Consider the following 14165-nt stretch of genomic DNA (forward strand, 5'->3'; position numbering starts at 1 on the left):
GCGGTAAACGACAAAAATTAAAAGGAGCCTGCTCGGTGGTCTCCTTAAAATGTATTCTTAAGGCATGAAAACCCCTGTTCGCTATAATCATGTAGGTTACACCCCCGAGGCTTCCAAGACGTTTTTTGTGGATGTGAAAGCATTCCCTTGCCAGGGGTCCTTTTGCATTCTTGACGACCAGGAAAAAATTGTATATGAAGGCTCCCTGACGGAAGGGTCTTTTGGTCATCGTGGAGTTTGCGATTACTCTGGCGAAACTTTATGGACGGGTGATTTTTCCGCAGTAACTGTACCGGGTAAGTACTGCATTTCCGTTGCGGGTAAGAGTGGCGCTGATTGCAGGACGGAGTATTTTGAAGTTTCTAATAGCTGGATTGGTAAACAGGTAAAGGCCAATATCAAGTCCTTCTTCTACCAGCGTTCTGGCGTGGAATTGCCGGAAGAGTTTGCAGGGAAGTGGGCAAGACCTGCTGCACACCTGGATGATAACATTGGATTCCATTGTATGATGGAGCGTGAAGGAACCTGGAACGCTCATGGTGGCTGGTACGATGCTGGCGACTATGGCAAATACATCGTGAATGGTGGCATTTCCGTTGGAACACTTCTGCTGGCTTGTCAGATTGCTCCTGAAGCGGAGGCGGTGAATGTGGGTGGTTCCTTTGAACAGCCCTACAGCCTGAAGGATGAACTGCGTTTTGAACTGGATTTCTTTTTGCGGATGCAGGATCATGATGGTGGCGTTTTCTTTAAGGTGACCCCCGAACATTGGGACGGCTTTATTTCGCCCCGAGATTCTGACCTGCTGCAAAAGCGTCTGGTGCTTGGAAAATCCACCACGTCCACCTTGAACTTTGCGGGTGCATTGGCTCAGGCTTCCTGCGTTTTCCGTAAGGAGGACGAAACTTTTGCGGACCATTGCCTGGACGCATCTGTTGCGGCTTACCGCTGGGCCGTCAAAAATCCCGCAGCCGACTGGCCTCATAATACAGAGGGGAGCGGTGGCTATGGGGATGAACATTACGACGACGAATTTTTCTGGGCTCGTGCCGCGTTGTTCTGTGCTTTGGACGCTGCCGGACGTAACTGTGACCCGCTTTTTGATGAAGTCCGTAAGATGTTGCCTGCTGACATGGAAAAGAATCCTGCAGCGTTGGGAATGGACTGGCGCGATACTCAGAACATGGGCTGGAACCTGCTTGCCTTGCAGGACATCGATGCCGACCTGCAGAAGTCTGCACGTAAGACCCTGGAAGGTGTCGTTACTGAAACTTTGAGGTTGCAGAAGGAAGACGCCTATGGCCTTTCCATCCGTCGTTTCATTTGGGGCAGTAACGGTGAAGTGGCAAATCATGCCTTGACGATGCTTGTGGTAGATCAGTGGAAAAAGGATGCCGAGTTACGTGCGGCTAGTCTTGAAATGATGAACTTCGTCTACGGAAGAAATCCGGTAAATACTTGCTTTGTAACCGGTGCTGCCTGGAGTTCTCCTAAGCATCCCCATCATCGCTTAAGTCATTCCGATGGCGTTGCAGAACCGATCCCTGGCCTTGTGGTGGGGGGCATTAACTGCGATCGCCAGGATGGCCATCGTGCCCCTCATTATCCGGGTGACTTGCCGGGATTATCCTATACGGATGAACGCTGCTCTTTTGCCAGTAACGAAACTGCCATTAACTGGAGTTCGCCACTTACAGCGGTGCTCCTACTTCTTAGCTAAAGAATCTTTCTTAGACTCTGTCTTAGATTCGGTCTTTACGGAATCCTTTGCGGGTTCCGTTTTTTCTGTATTGACCTTAAGTGTATCTGCGGTAGCGGTATCGGCGGTTACGGTCGTCTTTAATTTTTCCTGGACCTTTGGTATCAGGGACTGGAGGTTGACTACGGGGCTTTTACGCTGTTCATATTCCTTCAGGGATACGATAGGCTTGTAATAAGTGGAATCACCTGCAGTGAGTTCGCCTGCGGGCCACAGATCGAAGATGGATGCTGCGGTAGCGAGCCACTCGCGAAGCCAGTGTTTACGGGATTCGCGATTGGAATACCAGCTGTCTGCGCTGAACTGGTAATGATGAATGTCTACGGTCTTGTATACAGGAGTTTCGCCAGAAAGCGTTTCGAAAATTCTCTTGACGCGATGAGTGGCAGGGGCGCTAGTCAGCAGGAGAACCGTGTCTGCCTTATGCTTCTTGAGCCAAGGAATGATGGTGTAGGCTTCGCCGATGGTGGAGGCATCGTCGTGAGGGGCGAGAAATACAGCGCTACTGTCAAAGGATCCTTGCTGCATAAATTCTTCAGCATAGAATTCCGCGTTGTTTCTGTTGCGCAGGCAGCGACGTCCAAGAATCAGAACGGAGTCCACCTTGCTGTTAGACATCAGGTTGGCGGCAAAATCAATGCGTTCCATATCTGCAGACTGTCCATCTAGGACAGCGACCCATTTGGCGTGTTCAAATTCATCGTCGTCTACCAGCCAATGCCCGCTTTGGGTCATGATCAAGTAAAAGACAATGATGGCGAGAACTGCTGCTGCTCCGGCTATGCTTGCGGCAAGACGTCTTGCGCGGATTTGCTTTTTACTGAGAGTCTTGGACATGAGAACCTCCGATGACGTTATGGTTCAGTCTTGTACAGGACGGCATCTTCACCGTCGGAGTAATATTTCTTGCGGACGTTATAGGGCTTGAACTTGTTCTTTTCGTAGAACTTGCGGGCTTTTGTATTCCCTTCTCGAACTTCCAGGAAACAACAGTCCCCGTTTGTGAAGTCCAGCAGGGAAAAGCCTGCGTCAAGCAGTTGCTGGCCGATGCCCTTTTGCTGTTGGCTGCCTGTTGTTGCAATGCTTAGCAGCTCGGAGTCGGGACCCATGATGTGAAAGATGGAGTAGCCCAGAATTTTCTGGTCTTCTTCATAAACATAACAGGCGGCGTAGGTTGCCGTGACTTCGCAGGTAAACTGCTTTTCGTTCCATTCCTGAAACTGCAGTTCTTCCTGAATGGCAAGAACTGCGGGAATGTCGGCAATTTCCATCTTGCGAATCGGCATGGGGGACTGGACTCTCGGGTAGGCTTACTTTAGCTTCTCGAAATAGGAGGGCTGAATGTAGTTGGCCTCCTGAATGAGACTTGCCTTGACGGACTGGAACAGCGGGGCCCACTGGTTAAGAGGCTTGCCTGTGTCAAGAACGGTTGTGGCACCGATTTCGGCGAACAGGTTCTTCAAAGTTTCGTCGGCAGAGGCTGCCTCGTCAATGACGACCGTCTTTGCGGGTGCCTCCTTTAGACGTTCTACCACTTCGGCCGTTTCGATAAAGCTTTCTTCTGCCTTGCCGTTGGCTGTCTGACGCAAATACCAGTAACCGGGACGAGCCTTGACGACAACGGCTACATCGGCGGAGGCGCAGGGGCTGCCGAAGCATTCCAGAGCCTGCAGGGTGCTGACTCCGTACAGTTCGCGTTTGCCACTAAAGCATAAGCCCTGGCAGAAGGCGACACCAGTGCGAAGACCGCTAAAGGATCCGGGGCCGACAGTAACGAGGACTCGCTTGATGTCGTCCAGCTTGGCGCCTACGCGTGTTAGCAGTTCGTCCAGAATTGCCGATGCAGTCTCACCACGGGCGGCTGCGTCTACAGTTTCCTGGTACAAACCAGAAGCGCTGTCGGACAGCCCCATGGAAATTCCCTTACGGGATGTATCTACGAATAAGTCCATACTAGCGCTTGATGTACAGGCTCTTGTCGATAATCATATCGATGAGCTGGCTGTAGGTAATGCCGTTGCAAGCAGCCTGCTGGGGGAGAAGGCTGGTGGGTGTCATACCCGGCAGGGTGTTGGTTTCGATTGCGAACAATTCGCCGTCCTTGGTGATACGAACGTCGGTACGGCTGTAGCCTGCACCGCCCAAGGCGTAGTGGGCGTTCTTTACCAATTCCTGAATGCGTGCGGTCAGTTCCGGAGCGAATTCTGCGGGAGTGACTTCCTTACATTCGCCATTGTACTTGGCTTCGTAGTCAAAGTATTCGCGGGTGGTCATGCGCATTTCGGTGGGCGGGAGGGGCTTTTCGCCTTCGATGTAGCCGCAGCTTGCTTCGCCACCGGCAATGAACTTTTCGCAGAGAAGACGGTTGGAATCCTTGAACAGATCCTGGGCAATCTTGCCTGCTTCGTCCAGGTCCTTGGCAATGCCGATACCGATGGAGGAACCTCCCAGAGGGTCCTTGATGACCAGGGGGAATCCCAGTTCGTCAGAAACGTTAACCAGAGTGTCTCCAGTAAAGTCGTGCTTCCAGATTACGCGGTAAGGCGGGGTGGGGATGCCATTGGCGCGGTAGATTTCCTTGGACTTGATCTTGTCCATGGCGAGGGCGGATGCCAGAAGTCCGCAACCGGTGTAGGGAATGCCCCAGTTTTCAAGAAGTGCCTGGATATGGCCATCTTCGCCCCACTTGCCGTGGAGGGCCAGGAATGCGATGTCTGCGTCCGGCAATTCAGAGAGGGCTGGGTTCTTCTTGGTGTTTGCAGCAGTGCCTTCCAGACCGCGGAAGTAGTTCACGGAGAAGTTATCCTTCTGGTAGGGGGACAGTTCCCGGGAAGACCAGTGCCAGGTACCATCCTTGTCGATGAGGACCGGGTGAATATTGTACTTGTCCGGATTCATTGCGCGGACAACACCAGTACCGCTAACGACAGAAACATCATGTTCGGTGGACGGACCACCCATCAAAACGAGAACGCGCATACGTGCCATTGTAAGCCTCTTTGATAAAAACTTTTACGGGAATAATGTAGTTATTTTACTGGGCGTGGGCCGTCTAGTCGGTTCTGTATACGGATGTATCTAATAATTCGTGCGGATTGTTGCATGAGTCGCAAAAAGGATTATATATTTCTATCAGAAAAAATTGAGAAGAGGTAAAAAATGAAGGTCTTTGTTACTGGTGGAACTGGTTTTATTGGTCATTATGTGGTCAAGGCTCTGCTTGCTCGTGGTCATGAGGTTGTTGTCGCCACACGTCATCCCAATAAGGTCCCCAGTATGAAGGTTCAGCCGGGTGTCTCTTTCGTAGAATGCGCCCTGACAGATTTTGACAAGATGGCGGAAGGCCTGGTGGGCTGTGATGCCTGTATTCATGTGGCTCTGGGTTGGGGCGAAACTCCCGTAACCATGCTTATGAACGATACCCGCGCTACGGTGAACTTGCTGGAAGCAGCTGCCCGTGCAGGATGCAAGAAGTTTATCTATACCTCCAGTACTGCGGCAATGGGCCGTATGCGCCCCGCTATGCGCGAAGTGACTAGCAACCTGCCCATGGATCTTTACGGCGCTACTAAGGCTGCCGGCGAGGCTTTCGTTCTGGGTTTCTCCCATGGTTATGGCGCTCAGTTCCCGGAAGTGAAGATGACCCGCAACATTATCCGTCCGGGTTATACCTTCGGAAATCCCGCGTGGAATGATGGCTGCAGCCAGCCGGACCGCCGTTTCTTCACTATGGCCCAGGCTGTGAAGGAAGGCCGTGACATCAATATCATCAAGAATGATGGAACCCAGTTTATTCACGCAAGCCAGCAGGCTGAACTTTACATAAAGGTTCTGGAATCCGACAAGAACGAAGAAATTTTCTTGGGCTTGAGCGAATCCTGGATGAGCTGGAAGGAAATTGCCGAAATGATGATTGCCTTGAAGCCGGGCACAAAGTCCAAGATTGTGGAAACCGACCTGGGCTGGGCTGATGAACCGACCTTGTTTGACGTAAGCAAGATTAAGGATGTTTTCGGACTGTCCTTCAATGCCCATGGTTTCATGGAAGATCATGTGAAGTGGACCTTTGAACAGGTGTAACTGCTAAATACAAGCGCCTGTAACGAAAAGAGGCTCGCCTAGGCGAGTCTCTTTTTGCATTTGTAGGTTTTCGAGATTTAACCGCAGCGGAACTTGTCTGCGTCGATGCCGATGTAGTCGGGATAGTCGTTGTTGAAGCAAGCGGCGCAGTAGTTTTCGCCTTCGCCGGTACATTCCTTCATGCCTTCTACGCTGAGGTAACCTAGGCTTTCTACGCCCAGCATCTTTGCGATTTCGTCGGGAGTCATGGAGCTGGCTGCAAGTTCGCCCTGGCTGGGGAAGTCCATGCCGAAGAAGCAAGGATGGGCCACCGGAGGAGATGCAATGCGAATGTGGACTTCGAGAGCGCCTGCGTCACGGAGCATTTTGGAAAGGATTTTCAGGGTGGTGCCACGGACGATGGAGTCTTCCACTACGCAGACGCGTTTGTTCTTTAAAACGCCTTCGATGGGGTTGAACTTCAGTTTTACCTTCTGTTCGCGGACGTTCTGGGTGGGGTCGATGAAGGTACGGCCCACATAGTGGTTACGGAGTAGTCCGATTTCAAAGCGGATGCCGCTGGCCTGTGCGTAGCCCAGGGCTGCGGTCGTTGCACTGTCCGGAACGGAAATGACGATATCTGCGTCGACGGGGCATTCCTTAGCCAACTGCTTACCCATCTTGCGGCGGACCTTGTCGCAGGACTGCTCGAAGATCTTGGAATCCGGACGGCTGAAGTAGATGTATTCGAAAATGCAGTGGGCCAGACGGTCTTTCTGGGTGAAACGTTCGGAATGGAGGCCGTTGGTCGTAATGGTAAGAAATTCACCAGGCTGGATGTCGCGAACGTAGTTGGCGCCTAGCAAGTCGAAGGCGCAGGTCTCGGAGGCCACGCACCAGGATTTTCCCATGCGGGCAATGGAGAGGGGGCGGAAACCGAAGCCGTCGCGGGCTACATACATGGTGTCCTTGCTAATGAAAATCAAACAAAAACAGCCGGTGAACTTGGTAATGGCTTTCTTGATTGCTTGTCCCAAATCATCGGCTTCTGTGCGTGCGATTTCATGAAGAAGAATTTCTGAGTCTGAAGTGGTCTGGAAGATGTGACCTTCGTTTTCCATCTCCTGACGCAATTCAGTTGCGTTGGTGATGTTGCCGTTGTGAACCACTGCCAGCTGGCCCCACTTGCAACTCACTAGAATCGGCTGGGCGTTTGCCAGGGTGCTTGCGCCTGTGGTGCTGTAGCGAACGTGACCTACGCAGGTATGGCCCGGACACTCGTCTACGCTGTGTTCTTGCAGGAGGGTGGAAACCAGACCCATGGACTTGCGGACGCGAATCTTTTCGCCGTCAGTGACTGCAAAACCTGCGGATTCCTGACCGCGGTGCTGCAGAGCGTACAGACCCATGGTAACATTACGAACAACGTTTTCGCCATTGAAAATACCGATCACGCCGCATTCTTCATGAATTTCTTCGAGCATAACGCCTCTTTGGAAATGAAATTCTCCCTGCCTCAAGGGCCGTAGCTCACCGGAATCGGTGCAAGCAGGAGAATCAAGCGGCAAAAAAATAAACACCCATTGAACGGGCGCAAAGGGCGAAAAATTGAAAAATTTTGGCGAAGTATGCTTGAAAATGGAGAAAATTTTACGTTTTGTGTAAAAGCGGCGGTTTTGGGAATATATGTATTACAATTTCTGAAAATGCGTTTTTGCGATAAAAATGCGCAACTTTAGTAAATCAAGGTCGGTTTCACCTGTGTATATGTAGCCGTAAATATGCAGATATAGTGGGGATCCACGATGGTGCTTACCACCAATGCAATCAATCCCAGGAACATGGCGACCTTGATCAGGCCTTGGGCTCTGTGGTAGTTCTTCTGGTGTGCAGAAATGATAGCTGCTCCAAGGGTTGGGGTAAGGGTGGCGGCGGCGACAATCAAGAACCATTTGGAAAAATAACCTTGCATGACTGGTAGAGGCAGGAGGACCCAACAGAAAATGGCTAGGGCGCCTGCCAGGCGGCGTGCGGTGGGGGCACCCGCAATGAGGGGAAAAGTCATGATGCCTGCCATCAGGTCGCCGGATTCATCTTCAAGGTCCTTGTAGATTTCGCGGGCTGTGGTAAGCAGAAACGCAAATAACATGGCAGGGTAGAGGCTTCCAAGTCGGGCGGAAAATGCGATGGTAGTCTTGTCAATAACAACGACCGTGTAAAGTAAGTTCAGGATTAAAGGGGTAGTGCAAAGGAACGCTACCGTCATGTTCTTCAGCAGAGGAATGTGTTTCAGCTTTTTGTTGTATGCGATAAGCAAAAGGACAAGAGCCGCAAAGAACAGGGAGGGCGTCGCATAGGCTCCGGATAAAATGCCGTCGGCAAGTCCGCACGCAACGGTAAGAATAGCCATGACGATCCATGCTGTTTTTGCCGCGCCAACGCTGATGCGGCCACTGGGTAGCGGACGTTCAGGACGGTTCAGCTTATCGCTTTCAAAATCAAGGACGTCGTTCTGGATGTTTCCAAAACCGATGGCGAAGGCAAAGCCAAGAGCTTGCAGAACAAGACTGCAAACTGGAACATCGCTCGCGCCAAGTGCGAGAACGCCCTGCAGAAAATACCCGATGAACAAGGTCACAACGGCGATGACGATATTCACGGGACGGGTCATTTTGATTAAGGTCGCAAGCATACTTTAAAAATAGAATAGTTATCCTATTCAGAAAATTTTAGCAAGGCTGTTTTGGGTAAAAAATATTTCATCAGGGAAGGTCTTGTGTTTACTTGATGGGCTTAGGTACATTGCTCTTAGTCACTCAATTATAAAGGAGGTCCTTATGGATAACTTGGTCTTTTTCCGATGCCCCATGTGCGGAAACATCGTGGTGTATATTAAAAATTCTAGCGTCCCTGTAGTTTGCTGCGGAAAACCTATGGAAGAGCTGGTGGTCAACACCGTGGACGCATCCAAGGAAAAGCATGTGCCCAAGGTGGATCTCTTTAGGACAACCGCCCTGGTAACGGTGGGGGAGGTGATGCATCCCATGATTGACAGTCATTACATCGAGTGGATTGCGTTGCAAAGTGCCACTGGATTTCAGATTCATTATTTGAAACCTGGGGAACCGCCTTGCTACGAATTCCAGATGCAGGAAACTGCGCGGCCTATCGCTGTGTTTGCCTACTGCAATCTACATGGCTTGTGGAAATCTCCTGTGGTTTAAGAGGGGAGGCCTTGAGCCTCCTTTTTTTGTTTTACTGAACAGGCTTTTTTTTCATCATTACTATATTTTGGACCATGGCATTTTTCACCAAGAGTAAGATAGAGGACCTTCGTAGGGAAGCGGATCAACTTTCCATTTGTATAGAACATTTTCTGTACGCATCTGATATTGTGCCCGAATGGGATTACAAAACTCGAGGCTTCTATGATAACTGTATTGAAAAGTGCAATGGTCGCCTGAAGGCAATTCATTTTATTATGGAATCCATCCGACATGATCGTCCTGTAACGGAAGCGGAACTGGACGAGGCTCGTGAACGCGACGATTCCGAAGCGGGTCTTGCCGCCAAGAAGCGTGTGGAAGAACGAAGAAACCAGAAGAACGGGGAACCTGATGCGAAGTAATTTCGAAGCCGACAACGACTTTGAAGAGGAAGAAGCCCCCCTTCGTTCTGTACGTCCTACCCGTCGTGACCATCGAAGCCGTCGCATTGACGTGATGAAGGAACTTGAAAGTGGGGTTGTGGATGAACGCCCCATCAAGGAACGTTACAGCCGCGAATTCAAGAAGGCTAAAATCAAGAAGGTGAAAAACCCTATCGAGAATATCGGCGAGGAAAATTGCGTCGAGGGATTGGTCCTGGAAGTTCACCGCCGAACTTGCGAAGTGAGACTAGAAAGTCCTGTTTCAAATTTGGACAGCGGATGCCGAAACGAGTTCGGCAAGACAGAAGGTTGTGCTGGTCAGGAAATCGTAACTGCCATGTACCGTGCGACCACATCCAAGACTTTGGGTGAATTTCCTGCCGTAGGGGACCGCGTGCTCCTGGGGCAGGTAAACGATGCGGAAGACGAGGGCGACGGCGTGGGCTCCCAGAAGTATTGCGTGGTCCGCGTTCTCCCGCGAAAGAGCGAGCTGAAACGCCCGGGACCTCGAGATAGTTTTTACAAGCAGCAGACTTTGGCAGCCAATATTGATCAGGTGGTAATTGTTGCCAGCGTGACCCAGCCGGAATTCAACTATGGCTTTATGGACCGTTTCCTGCTGGCTGCAAACCTGAATGACTTGCCTTTTGTGCTGGTGCTGACCAAGATGGACCTGCTTCCCAACGGGGAGGCAGACCTGTCTGAAGATATTCGTGACTTTATGTCCATCGCCGACAAGGTGATTCCCGTGAGCGTTCGTACCGGCGAGGGCCTTGAGATCCTGAGAGCGGAACTGAACGGCAAGTCTTCCGTATTTAGCGGTCAGAGTGGTGTGGGAAAATCCACATTGGTAAACGCCCTGGTTCCTGATGCCGAACTGGAAACGGGTGAAGTCCGTGAACGTGATGGCAAGGGCCGTCACACGACCACGTCCTCCAGCTTGTTTGACCTGCCTCTGGAAGATTTCCCCGATGGCGGTATCGTGATTGATACTCCGGGGATCAGAAGCATTGGTCTTATGGATATGGATGCGGAAACTTTGGCCAAGATCTTTCCGGGATTTTTCGAGGGAGACCTGTTTACCTGCAAGTACAGTAACTGTATCCATGTGAAGGAACCGGGTTGTGCCGTGCGCGCCGCCGTGGAAGAAGGCCGAATCTCTAAAGCCCGATTTGCAAGTTACATTCGAATTTTGAATTCTGGAAATTAAGAACTGTTATGGATATTTCGATCAAAGTCATGCTGGTTGCGTCTGTCATCCTCCTAGGATATAATCTTTCCCAGGTATTTGCCAGCTACGACTCCGTATGTAAGAAAATCCAGGACTTCAAACGTCTTGCCCAGGAAACGGAATCTGGAGACAGTTCTGTCAAGAAGTCCAATTTTGTGTTGGTAACGCTTCTTTCCATGACTTACATTACCATCGCTTATCTGTGTGGTTTTGACTACTGGATTCTTGGAATCCTTGTGTTTAAGTTTGCCTTGTCCCTGATGTTCTCCAATATGGAACTGAATCGAATTCTGAAGAAAGGATCCATCGACAAGGGTTTCTATAAAATCAGCAAGTTGGACGAACTGGCCAATGCGCTGGTGGGTTTGACAGTGGCTTTAATACTGGTGTTGTAGTATGATTCAACTGACGAAAAAAGTTTTTTTGATTTGCCTTCTGTTGGGGGCGATCGCTTTTGCTCAAACTGGTGCTGCAACCATGGCTGCTGGTAACGGGAATGCTGCTCCTGCTAGTACGGGTATTCGTACCCCCTTGGTCCTGGGCGGTTTCCTGGGGTTTGGCTCCGGTACTGGGGTAGGTGCGGAACGTGGTTTGGGGCTTTATCAGGTGGAACCGATTCTCGGACTGTGGTATCCCCGCTTGGGCTTCCTTCGTGTGGGCTACGGTTTTTACGATTACAATTCCAGGACGGAAGACACTAAGTACGAAGTGGAACATTCGGACTTGGATATCAAGCTGGGTGTCCACCTGCTGGGTGAACTCTACGTGACGGGTACGTATTCCCGAGTGAATGAATTGAGCGATGTTGGCGACATTGCCTGGAATGAATGGGGATTGGGTGGTGGTTCCCTGCTGAACCTGTTCTCCAAGACTTTGCTGTTTGCTGAAGTGGGTTATCACTGGGTGCTGAAACATTATGACCCCTTCCAGAAAAAGAGTATTAAGGGAGGACGCATCCAGATGAATATTGGTTTTGCTGCTTATGTCTACTAAGAACGTTGCTGTCCTGGGGGGTGCTTTTGATCCGGTCCATATGGACCATGTTGCGGTGGCGAAGACTTGCCTGGATCGCGGGTTCTGCGATGAAGTGTGGTTCATGCCGAGTCCTGACCGTTGGGACAAGACTTTGAATGCAAGCCCGGAGGATCGCTTTGCCATGTTGGAATTGGCTTTCTCCGGCGACACTCGCCTGGTGCTTTCCGACTTGGAAATCCAGCAGGGAGACTTCCGCGGTTCCTATGTTTTTTTGATGGGGCTGAAGGAGAAATTTCCGGATATTAATTTCCGTTTGCTGACGGGGGCGGATACCTATGAAGGCATTCCTCACTGGCGCGATCCCATGAACTTTTTCGGAACCAATTACAATGGCCACCTGTTGTTGCGTGACATTGAACTGATCGTGTTTGCCCGAGACGGGTACGAAAAGCCTGACTTGAAAAAACATAAGGCGAACGGCTACGCCGACTTGCTTTGGCTTGGCGAAGAAGAAGGTTTTGTAGGCCAGTATTCCAGTACAGCCATACGAAAGGCCTTGCTTTGCAATTACAATGAATGTCCTGCAGGACTTGAGCCTTCCGTTTACGAGTATATCAGAGAGAAAAACCTTTATCGGGACTAGTCGTGAGCGTACCTTCAGACATGTATTTTGAAAGCGTGGTTCAGCCGGAACATGAAGGCTGGTTGCTGCTGAAATCCTTGTGCGCCCGTTTTACGTATCATAGCGAAATGGACTGGGCGGACAAGCTCGCCCGCGGTCTTGTTTCCGTAAATGGGGTGGTGGCGAACGCTTCCACTATCGCCCATAAGAACGACAAGGTAGTTTACCATGTGGAAAACTACACCGAGCCGGACGTTCCCACCAATTATGAAGTGATTTTTGAAGACGATGAGTTTATGCTTATCGCAAAGCCTGCGGGTGTGCCTGTGCACCATACGGGGCGAATCTTCTACAATACCTTTACGTCTATTGTCCGTCGTGGCACGGACTACGAAACAGCAACCCCCATGCACCGTCTGGATAGAGATACGGGTGGTGTCATGCTTTTTGCCAAGTATGCGGAATCCGCAGCTCGCTTCCAGAAAAATCTGGACCGTATCCTGCTGAAGAAGTTCTATATGGCGGTGGTCCGCGGTGAATTCCCGGAAGAGGCTGTGGACTGTCAGATGGCTCTGCGGGAAGATCCCGATGACCGTATCCGTATCAGGATGCATCATTTTGAGGACGGCAAACCATGCCACACGGTGTTTCGTAAAATTGCGGGCGGAACTCGTCCTGCGGTAAATGAAGCGGGGGAATCCCGGGACGAAGCTTACTCGGTGGTGGAGTGCGAGCTGATTACGGGACGAAAACACCAGATTCGGGCCCATCTTTCTGAGTTGGGATACCCGATTTTGGGGGATCGTCTATATAGCTTTGATGGAAAGTACTACGAAAAAATGACGGATAAGGTGGCTGAAGCCCGCGCTCGAGGGGAATTGAGCCAGGAAGATGCTCTTTCGCCTGAAGATTTCGCTGTACTGGGTTCCAAAAGTCAGATGCTTTATGCCTATAAGGCCGAAATTCAGTTGCCGTACTGGAGGGAATCCCGTACTTTTGAGTGCCGGGACTTTCCGCAGGAGATGAAGGCTCTGGTTCCTTAGGAAAAATCGCGCTTTTTTTCACTTTTTTTCGTGAATATGACTTGACAAAGGACGCGAATAATCTATCTTTGGCTTCGTCAGTGAGGAAACTCAATGACCTGATTGCTTCATAGCTCAGTTGGTAGAGCCCGCGACTGTTAATCGCGTTGTCCTTGGTTCGAGTCCAAGTGAAGCAGCGAAAGACCCGTAACGAAAGTTGCGGGTCTTTCTTTTTTTTATCGGACCCCCTTGACAAAAGGCGTGAATAATCTATCTTTGGCTCATCAAAGAGGAAACTCGATGATCTGATTGCTTCATAGCTCAGTTGGTAGAGCCCGCGACTGTTAATCGCGTTGTCCTTGGTTCGAGTCCAAGTGAAGCAGCGAAAGACCCGTAACGAAAGTTACGGGTCTTTCTTTTTTTATTATATTGGAGTAAAATATAAAGGTAGACTATGCTTAAGAAACTTGCTATTCTCGTTTTCACTATGGCCATGTTCGCTGTAGCAGATCCCATTGCTGTGGAAGGTCGTCTGACTGAAATTCCGGGTAAGATGCCTAGCAACGATCTTTATAGCTATGTCTATGTATTCAAGTATAAGGTCCTTTCCGGTATGGATGCCAAGGAAATCCTGGTGGGTGTCTACAACCCGCTGATTGCTCGTGGCAAAGTAAAGGACAAAATGGCTGACAAGTCCAAGGGCAACGTTTCCGAATTCAAGGCAAAGGCCAAGCATAAGATGAAGCTTGTTCCTCTGGAAGGTAACTGGGATGGAGCCGTTGAAGATGAATACTTCGATGACGAAAGCCCCCGTTATCTTGCTATTGAAGTGAACGAATAATATCCAT

The 14165-nt window shown here is 50.4% G+C and carries 16 protein-coding genes and 2 tRNA genes; 12 read left to right on the plus strand and 6 right to left on the minus strand.

Annotated elements, in window-relative coordinates:
• The first annotated feature begins 64 nt into the window (after window positions 1-64).
• Window positions 65-1720, plus strand: a complete 1656-nt coding sequence (locus BGX12_RS00380; RefSeq protein WP_109734116.1) for a glycoside hydrolase family 9 protein — start codon at window positions 65-67, stop codon at window positions 1718-1720.
• Here the strand turns inward: BGX12_RS00380 and BGX12_RS00385 are convergent.
• From BGX12_RS00385 to BGX12_RS00400, 4 genes are read right to left on the minus strand one after another with little or no spacing between them, the layout of a single operon-like run.
• Window positions 1706-2596 carry a YdcF family protein gene (locus BGX12_RS00385; RefSeq protein ID WP_109734117.1) on the minus strand — a complete coding sequence of 297 codons (891 nt, stop codon included), beginning with the start codon at window positions 2594-2596 and terminating at the stop codon, window positions 1706-1708. The genes BGX12_RS00380 and BGX12_RS00385 overlap by 15 nt on opposite strands.
• 17 nt (window positions 2597-2613) lie before the next feature.
• Complete coding sequence (gene rimI / locus BGX12_RS00390; protein ID WP_109734118.1) at window positions 2614-3045, minus strand: ribosomal protein S18-alanine N-acetyltransferase; 432 nt, start codon at window positions 3043-3045, stop codon at window positions 2614-2616.
• A gap of 24 nt (window positions 3046-3069) precedes the next feature.
• Complete coding sequence (tsaB, locus tag BGX12_RS00395; protein WP_109734119.1) at window positions 3070-3711, minus strand: tRNA (adenosine(37)-N6)-threonylcarbamoyltransferase complex dimerization subunit type 1 TsaB; 642 nt, start codon at window positions 3709-3711, stop codon at window positions 3070-3072.
• A gap of 1 nt (window position 3712) precedes the next feature.
• Entirely contained in the window at window positions 3713-4747 is a 1035-nt protein-coding gene (locus tag BGX12_RS00400; RefSeq protein WP_109734120.1) for a D-alanine--D-alanine ligase, read from the minus strand.
• A gap of 171 nt (window positions 4748-4918) precedes the next feature.
• Between BGX12_RS00400 and BGX12_RS00405 the strand changes: the two genes are divergently transcribed.
• A complete protein-coding gene (locus tag BGX12_RS00405; protein ID WP_109734121.1) occupies window positions 4919-5839 on the plus strand; it encodes an NAD(P)-dependent oxidoreductase in 921 nt (306 codons plus the stop codon).
• A 77-nt stretch (window positions 5840-5916) separates the two neighbouring features.
• On the opposite strand, the gene purF is transcribed toward BGX12_RS00405, so the two are convergent.
• Together purF and BGX12_RS00415 are read right to left on the minus strand one after the other, a co-directional pair.
• Window positions 5917-7302 carry an amidophosphoribosyltransferase gene (gene purF, locus BGX12_RS00410; RefSeq protein WP_109734122.1) on the minus strand — a complete coding sequence of 462 codons (1386 nt, stop codon included), beginning with the start codon at window positions 7300-7302 and terminating at the stop codon, window positions 5917-5919.
• Window positions 7303-7553: 251 nt separating this feature from the next.
• Window positions 7554-8510: a geranylgeranylglycerol-phosphate geranylgeranyltransferase gene (locus BGX12_RS00415; RefSeq protein WP_109734123.1), complete on the minus strand. Its 957-nt coding sequence runs from the start codon at window positions 8508-8510 to the stop codon at window positions 7554-7556.
• Window positions 8511-8655: 145 nt separating this feature from the next.
• Between BGX12_RS00415 and BGX12_RS00420 the strand changes: the two genes are divergently transcribed.
• The 10 genes from BGX12_RS00420 (at window position 8656) to BGX12_RS00465 (ending at window position 14158) form a co-directional block, all read left to right on the plus strand.
• Complete coding sequence (locus tag BGX12_RS00420) at window positions 8656-9042, plus strand: desulfoferrodoxin family protein (protein ID WP_199220706.1); 387 nt, start codon at window positions 8656-8658, stop codon at window positions 9040-9042.
• 74 nt (window positions 9043-9116) lie between these two features.
• The gene (locus tag BGX12_RS00425) at window positions 9117-9446 is read left to right on the plus strand and encodes a hypothetical protein (protein ID WP_109734124.1); all 330 of its coding nucleotides are present in this window, start codon (window positions 9117-9119) and stop codon (window positions 9444-9446) included.
• Window positions 9436-10677, plus strand: coding sequence for a ribosome small subunit-dependent GTPase A (gene rsgA, locus BGX12_RS00430; RefSeq protein ID WP_109734125.1), 1242 nt, complete (start codon window positions 9436-9438; stop codon window positions 10675-10677). Before BGX12_RS00425 ends, rsgA begins: the two co-directional genes overlap by 11 nt.
• 8 nt (window positions 10678-10685) lie before the next feature.
• On the plus strand, window positions 10686-11093 hold the full coding sequence (locus BGX12_RS00435) for a hypothetical protein (RefSeq protein WP_109734126.1): 408 nt from the start codon (window positions 10686-10688) through the stop codon (window positions 11091-11093).
• Between the two features lies 1 nt (window position 11094).
• On the plus strand, window positions 11095-11691 hold the full coding sequence (locus BGX12_RS00440; protein ID WP_146196197.1) for a hypothetical protein: 597 nt from the start codon (window positions 11095-11097) through the stop codon (window positions 11689-11691).
• Window positions 11681-12316, plus strand: coding sequence for a nicotinate-nicotinamide nucleotide adenylyltransferase (locus tag BGX12_RS00445; protein WP_109734128.1), 636 nt, complete (start codon window positions 11681-11683; stop codon window positions 12314-12316). The genes BGX12_RS00440 and BGX12_RS00445 overlap by 11 nt, the downstream gene beginning before the upstream one ends.
• A 2-nt stretch (window positions 12317-12318) precedes the next feature.
• A complete protein-coding gene (locus BGX12_RS00450) occupies window positions 12319-13338 on the plus strand; it encodes a pseudouridine synthase (protein WP_233246193.1) in 1020 nt (339 codons plus the stop codon).
• 103 nt (window positions 13339-13441) lie between these two features.
• Window positions 13442-13514: transfer RNA gene (locus tag BGX12_RS00455), tRNA-Asn, on the plus strand.
• 113 nt (window positions 13515-13627) lie between these two features.
• A tRNA-Asn gene (locus BGX12_RS00460) sits at window positions 13628-13700 on the plus strand.
• Window positions 13701-13771: 71 nt separating this feature from the next.
• Window positions 13772-14158, plus strand: coding sequence for a hypothetical protein (locus BGX12_RS00465; protein ID WP_109734130.1), 387 nt, complete (start codon window positions 13772-13774; stop codon window positions 14156-14158).
• Window positions 14159-14165: the final 7 nt, after the last annotated feature.

This window comes from Fibrobacter sp. UWR4 (genome assembly GCF_003149045.1).
Lineage (GTDB): Bacteria > Fibrobacterota > Fibrobacteria > Fibrobacterales > Fibrobacteraceae > Fibrobacter.

What these genes read in the sequence shown, in the direction of transcription:
- BGX12_RS00435 (WP_109734126.1), top strand. Translation starts at nt 10,686, where the DNA reads ATGGATATTTCGATCAAAGTCATGCTGGTTGCGTCTGTCATCCTCCTA.
- purF (WP_109734122.1), bottom strand. Translation starts at nt 7,302, where the DNA reads ATGCTCGAAGAAATTCATGAAGAATGCGGCGTGATCGGTATTTTCAAT.
- rsgA (WP_109734125.1), top strand. Translation starts at nt 9,436, where the DNA reads ATGCGAAGTAATTTCGAAGCCGACAACGACTTTGAAGAGGAAGAAGCC.
- BGX12_RS00465 (WP_109734130.1), top strand. Translation starts at nt 13,772, where the DNA reads ATGCTTAAGAAACTTGCTATTCTCGTTTTCACTATGGCCATGTTCGCT.
- BGX12_RS00405 (WP_109734121.1), top strand. Translation starts at nt 4,919, where the DNA reads ATGAAGGTCTTTGTTACTGGTGGAACTGGTTTTATTGGTCATTATGTG.
- BGX12_RS00415 (WP_109734123.1), bottom strand. Translation starts at nt 8,510, where the DNA reads ATGCTTGCGACCTTAATCAAAATGACCCGTCCCGTGAATATCGTCATC.
- BGX12_RS00445 (WP_109734128.1), top strand. Translation starts at nt 11,681, where the DNA reads ATGTCTACTAAGAACGTTGCTGTCCTGGGGGGTGCTTTTGATCCGGTC.
- BGX12_RS00420 (WP_199220706.1), top strand. Translation starts at nt 8,656, where the DNA reads ATGGATAACTTGGTCTTTTTCCGATGCCCCATGTGCGGAAACATCGTG.
- BGX12_RS00400 (WP_109734120.1), bottom strand. Translation starts at nt 4,747, where the DNA reads ATGGCACGTATGCGCGTTCTCGTTTTGATGGGTGGTCCGTCCACCGAA.
- BGX12_RS00385 (WP_109734117.1), bottom strand. Translation starts at nt 2,596, where the DNA reads ATGTCCAAGACTCTCAGTAAAAAGCAAATCCGCGCAAGACGTCTTGCC.
- tsaB (WP_109734119.1), bottom strand. Translation starts at nt 3,711, where the DNA reads ATGGACTTATTCGTAGATACATCCCGTAAGGGAATTTCCATGGGGCTG.
- BGX12_RS00380 (WP_109734116.1), top strand. Translation starts at nt 65, where the DNA reads ATGAAAACCCCTGTTCGCTATAATCATGTAGGTTACACCCCCGAGGCT.
- BGX12_RS00425 (WP_109734124.1), top strand. Translation starts at nt 9,117, where the DNA reads ATGGCATTTTTCACCAAGAGTAAGATAGAGGACCTTCGTAGGGAAGCG.
- rimI (WP_109734118.1), bottom strand. Translation starts at nt 3,045, where the DNA reads ATGCCGATTCGCAAGATGGAAATTGCCGACATTCCCGCAGTTCTTGCC.
- BGX12_RS00440 (WP_146196197.1), top strand. Translation starts at nt 11,095, where the DNA reads ATGATTCAACTGACGAAAAAAGTTTTTTTGATTTGCCTTCTGTTGGGG.